Raw genomic sequence first — 5,533 nt, 5'->3', positions numbered from 1 at the left:
TTTTTTTGTCAGTGTCTCCTGTCAGGGCATCTCTTTTTCCTCGTGCTCCTTGTTTGGGGTGTGGGGTTGTTGTTTTCAACGGAGAGTTTGATCCTGGCTCAGGACGAACGCTGGCGGCGTGCTTAACACATGCAAGTCGAGCGGAAAGGCCACTTCGGTGGTACTCGAGCGGCGAACGGGTGAGTAACACGTGAGTAATCTGCCCCATGCTTCGGGATAGCCAGCCGAAAGGCTGATTAATACCGGATATGACGCCTGCCTGCATGGGTGGGTGTGGAAAGTTTTTTCGGCGTGGGATGTGCTCGCGGCCTATCAGCTTGTTGGTGGGGTAATGGCCTACCAAGGCTTCGACGGGTAGCCGGCCTGAGAGGGTGACCGGCCACACTGGGACTGAGACACGGCCCAGACTCCTACGGGAGGCAGCAGTGGGGAATATTGGACAATGGGCGGAAGCCTGATCCAGCAACGCCGCGTGAGGGATGACGGCCTTCGGGTTGTAAACCTCTTTCAGCACAGACGAAGCGAGAGTGACGGTATGTGCAGAAGAAGGACCGGCCAACTACGTGCCAGCAGCCGCGGTAATACGTAGGGTCCGAGCGTTGTCCGGAATTATTGGGCGTAAAGGGCTCGTAGGCGGTTTGTCGCGTCGGGAGTGAAAACACCGGGCTTAACTCGGTGCTTGCTTTCGATACGGGCAGACTTGAGGCATGCAGGGGAGAACGGAATTCCTGGTGTAGCGGTGAAATGCGCAGATATCAGGAGGAACACCGGTGGCGAAGGCGGTTCTCTGGGCATGTTCTGACGCTGAGGAGCGAAAGTGTGGGGAGCGAACAGGATTAGATACCCTGGTAGTCCACACCGTAAACGTTGGGCGCTAGGTGTGGGATCCATTCCACGGGTTCCGTGCCGCAGCTAACGCATTAAGCGCCCCGCCTGGGGAGTACGGCCGCAAGGCTAAAACTCAAAGGAATTGACGGGGGCCCGCACAAGCGGCGGAGCATGCGGATTAATTCGATGCAACGCGAAGAACCTTACCTGGGTTTGACATACACCGGAAAGCTGCAGAGATGTGGCCCCTTTTTGTCGGTGTACAGGTGGTGCATGGCTGTCGTCAGCTCGTGTCGTGAGATGTTGGGTTAAGTCCCGCAACGAGCGCAACCCTCGTCCTATGTTGCCAGCACGTGATGGTGGGGACTCATAGGAGACTGCCGGGGTCAACTCGGAGGAAGGTGGGGATGACGTCAAGTCATCATGCCCCTTATGTCCAGGGCTTCACGCATGCTACAATGGCCGGTACAAAGGGCTGCGATCCCGTGAGGGGGAGCGAATCCCAAAAAGCCGGTCTCAGTTCGGATTGGGGTCTGCAACTCGACCCCATGAAGTCGGAGTCGCTAGTAATCGCAGATCAGCAACGCTGCGGTGAATACGTTCCCGGGCCTTGTACACACCGCCCGTCACGTCACGAAAGTCGGCAACACCCGAAGCCGGTGGCCTAACCCCTTGTGGGAGGGAGCCGTCGAAGGTGGGGTTGGCGATTGGGACGAAGTCGTAACAAGGTAGCCGTACCGGAAGGTGCGGCTGGATCACCTCCTTTCTAAGGAGCACTCATCACTGATGGTCAGCGAGTGTCTGGCCACGTATGGTGGTGTTCGCTAGTGGAATCGTCGATGAAGGATCATCCCTGGTGGGTGGTCGTCCTCAGTACTGCTCGTGCTGTCGCCTGCTTTGGTGGGTGGTGGTGGGGGTGTGGAACCTGGTCGGCCTCTGGTTGGGGGTGGTGGTGGCACACTGTTGGGTCCTGAGGGATCACACATGGGTCTGTGGATCGTTGGTCTGCGGGTCGTGGTGTTCTTCTCTGTCGATGGGCCTCCTTCGCTGAAGTCTCACGTGTGGCATGCCGCTTGCGCGGGGTGTGTGGGGTGGGGGTGTTGGTGGGTGTGGTGTTTGGTTGTTGAATAGTGGACGCGAGCATCTGACGGGCCGGCCTTTGTGGGTTGGTTCGTTTGAAGCAATGTAGAGCAATTGATGCGCGTGCCTTGCCCTTTGTTTGGGGTGGGGTGTGTGTTGTCTGGTCTTTTGTGTTGTGTTGCGCTGCTTGATGAGCGATGAGCTGAGTGCTTGTTGTTTTTGTTGAGTGTTTGTGTGACAAGCTACAAAGGGCACATGGTGGATGCCTTGGCATCAAGAGCCGATGAAGGACGTACGAGCCTGCGATAAGCCCTGGGGAGTTGGCAACGGAGCGTTGATCCGGGGGTGTCCGAATGGGGGAACCCAGCACCAGTCATGTGGTGTTACCTGCGCCTGAATGTATAGGGCGTGTGGAGGGAACGTCGGGAAGTGAAACATCTCAGTACCGACAGGAAGAGAAAACAATAGTGATTCCGAGAGTAGTGGCGAGCGAAATCGGATGAGGCTAAACCGGTCTTGTGTGATACCCGGCAGGGGTTGCGGGATCGGGGTTGTGGGAGCTTTCTAATCCATCTGCCGGTGGGTTGCAGAGTGATCAATCAGTGTGGAAGTTGAACCGGTTGGAGACCCGGGCCGTAGAGGGTGATAGTCCCGTAGGCGTATGACGCTGACTCTGGAGAGTTTTCCCAAGTAACACGGCACTCCTGGAATGCCGTGTGAATCTGGCAGGACCACCTGCTAAGCCTAAATACTCCTTGATGACCGATAGCGGACAAGTACCGTGAGGGAAAGGTGAAAAGTACCCCTGGCGGGGAGTGAAATAGTACCTGAAACCGTGTGCCTACAATCCGTCAGAGCCCGGCTGCCTCTTTGGGGTGTTGGGGTGATGGCGTGCCTTTTGAAGAATGAGCCTGCGAGTTAGTGGTGTGTGGCGAGGTTAACCCGTGTGGGGTAGCCGTAGCGAAAGCGAATCCGAATAGGGTGAATTAGTCGCACGCTCTAGACCCGAAGCGGAGTGATCTATCCATGGGCAGGTTGAAGCGACGGTAAGACGTCGTGGAGGACCGAACCCACTTCAGTTGAAAATGGAGGGGATGACCTGTGGATAGGGGTGAAAGGCCAATCAAACTCCGTGATAGCTGGTTCTCCCCGAAATGCATTTAGGTGCAGCGTTGTGTGTTTCTTGCCTCAGGTAGAGCACTGGATAGCCGATGGGCCCGACCAGGTTACTGACGTTAGCCAAACTCCGAATGGGGGTAAGTGAGAGCGCAGCAGTGAGACTGCGGGGGATAAGCTCCGTAGTCGAGAGGGAAACAGCCCAGACCATCAGCTAAGGCCCCTAAGCGGTGACTAAGTGGAAAAGGATGTGGAGTCGCAGTGACAACCAGGAGGTTGGCTTGGAAGCAGCCACCCTTGAAAGAGTGCGTAATAGCTCACTGGTCAAGTGATTCCGCGCCGACAATGTAGCGGGGCTCAAGTCATCCGCCGAAGCTATGGCATTCCAGTATTCCTTGTGGGTGTTGGGATGGGTAGGGGAGCGTCGCCTCACCGGTGAAGCCTCGGAGTGATCCAGGGGTGGAGGTGTGGCGAGTGAGAATGCAGGCATGAGTAGCGAATCAAGAGTGAGAAACTCTTGCGCCGATTGATCAAGGGTTCCAGGGTCAAGCTAATCTGCCCTGGGTAAGTCGGGACCTAAGGCGAGGCCGACAGGCGTAGTCGATGGACAACGGGTTGATATTCCCGTACCGGCAAAGTAGCGCCCATGCTGAACCTGGTGATGCTAACCGTCTGAAGCGCATGCGACTGATCCCTTCGGGGTGAGGGGTGTGTGTGGAACACGGGACCCGAGCTGGTAGTAGGCAAGCGATGGGGTGACGCAGGAAGGTAGTCGGACCGGCGCGATGGTTGTCGCCGGCTAAGCAGGTAGGGTGTCTCCTAGGCAAATCCGGGAGGCTGACTTTGATGTCGTGCCTGAGATGTGATGGGGACCCGTTTTGGGGAAGCCGATGATCCTATGCTGTCGAGAAAAACCTCTAGCGAGCTATGCGCCGCCCGTACCCGAAACCGACTCAGGTGATCAGGTAGAGAATACCGAGGCGATCGAGTGAACCATGGTTAAGGAACTCGGCAAAATGCCCCCGTAACTTCGGGAGAAGGGGGGCCGGATCCGTGAACCCACTTAGCTGGGGGAAGCGGTGATGGCCGCAGAGACCAGGCCCAAGCGACTGTTTACTAAAAACACAGGTCCGTGCGAAGTTGTAAGACGATGTATACGGACTGACTCCTGCCCGGTGCTGGAAGGTTAAGAGGACGGGTCAGCCCCCTTGTGGGGTGAAGCTCAGAATTTAAGCCCCAGTAAACGGCGGTGGTAACTATAACCATCCTAAGGTAGCGAAATTCCTTGTCGGGTAAGTTCCGACCTGCACGAATGGAGTAACGACTTGGGCGCTGTCTCAACCGTGGACTCGGCGAAATTGCACTACGAGTAAAGATGCTCGTTACGCGCGGCAGGACGGAAAGACCCCGGGACCTTTACTATAGTTTGGTATTGGTGTTTGGTTCGGCTTGTGTAGGATAGGTGGGAGCCGGTGAAGCATGCACGCCAGTGTGTGTGGAGGCGTCGTTGAAATACCACTCTGGTCGTACTAGATGTCTAACTTTGGACCGTGATCCGGTTCAGGGACAGTGCCTGATGGGTAGTTTAACTGGGGCGGTTGCCTCCTAAAGGGTAACGGAGGCGCTCAAAGGTTCCCTCAGCCTGGTTGGCAATCAGGTGTTGAGTGTAAGTGCACAAGGGAGCTTGACTGTGAGACAGACATGTCGAGCAGGGACGAAAGTCGGAACTAGTGATCCGGCCACGGCATGTGGAAGCGTGGTCGCTCAACGGATAAAAGGTACCCCGGGGATAACAGGCTGATCTTCCCCAAGAGTCCATATCGACGGGATGGTTTGGCACCTCGATGTCGGCTCGTCGCATCCTGGGGCTGGAGTAGGTCCCAAGGGTTGGGCTGTTCGCCCATTAAAGCGGCACGCGAGCTGGGTTTAGAACGTCGTGAGACAGTTCGGTCCCTATCCGCCGCGCGCGTAGGAAACTTGAGAAAGGCTGTCCCTAGTACGAGAGGACCGGGATGGACGAACCTCTGGTGTGCCAGTTGTACCGCCAGGTGCATGGCTGGTTGGCTACGTTCGGAAGTGATAACCGCTGAACGCATCTAAGCGGGAAGCACGTTTCAAGATGAGGTTTCCCACCCACTTGATGGGGTAAGGCCCCCTACAGACCATGGGGTTGATAGGCCGGAGGTGTACAGCAGTGATGCCTAGCCGACCGGTACTAATAGGCCGAGGGCTTGTCACACAAGCCCTCAACAAAACCAACAAGTACACGACACATGAGTGATATGTGTTCTACGTATGTCTCGCGTCCACTAGACAACCAAGACTTCAACCACACACCCCCGCGTTTTTGACGGGTGGGGGTGGGGTGGTTGACATAGAGTTACGGCGGCCATGGCGAAGGGGAAACACCCGGTCCCATCCCGAACCCGGAAGTTAAGCCCTTCAGCGCCGATGGTACTGCAACCGCGAGGTTGTGGGAGAGTAGGACGCCGCCGGACAAACATCTGCG

At 56.6% G+C, this 5,533-nt stretch carries 3 rRNA genes; all 3 read left to right on the top strand.

Annotated features, from left to right (window positions below):
* Window positions 1–75 precede the first annotated feature (75 nt).
* The 3 genes from ACYQ1K_RS27640 (at window position 76) to rrf (ending at window position 5,522) form a co-directional block, all read left to right on the top strand.
* Window positions 76–1,594, top strand: a 16S ribosomal RNA gene (locus ACYQ1K_RS27640).
* A 549-nt stretch (window positions 1,595–2,143) separates the two neighbouring features.
* Window positions 2,144–5,263 (top strand): 23S ribosomal RNA (locus ACYQ1K_RS27635).
* 142 nt (window positions 5,264–5,405) lie between these two features.
* Window positions 5,406–5,522, top strand: a 5S ribosomal RNA gene (rrf, locus tag ACYQ1K_RS27630).
* The 16S, 23S and 5S rRNA genes sit together here, the layout of an rRNA operon.
* Window positions 5,523–5,533 lie beyond the last annotated feature (11 nt).

The sequence above is a fragment of the Nocardioides sp. AN3 genome, from assembly GCF_054653495.1.
This window is presented reverse-complemented; position numbering and strand designations above follow the sequence as displayed.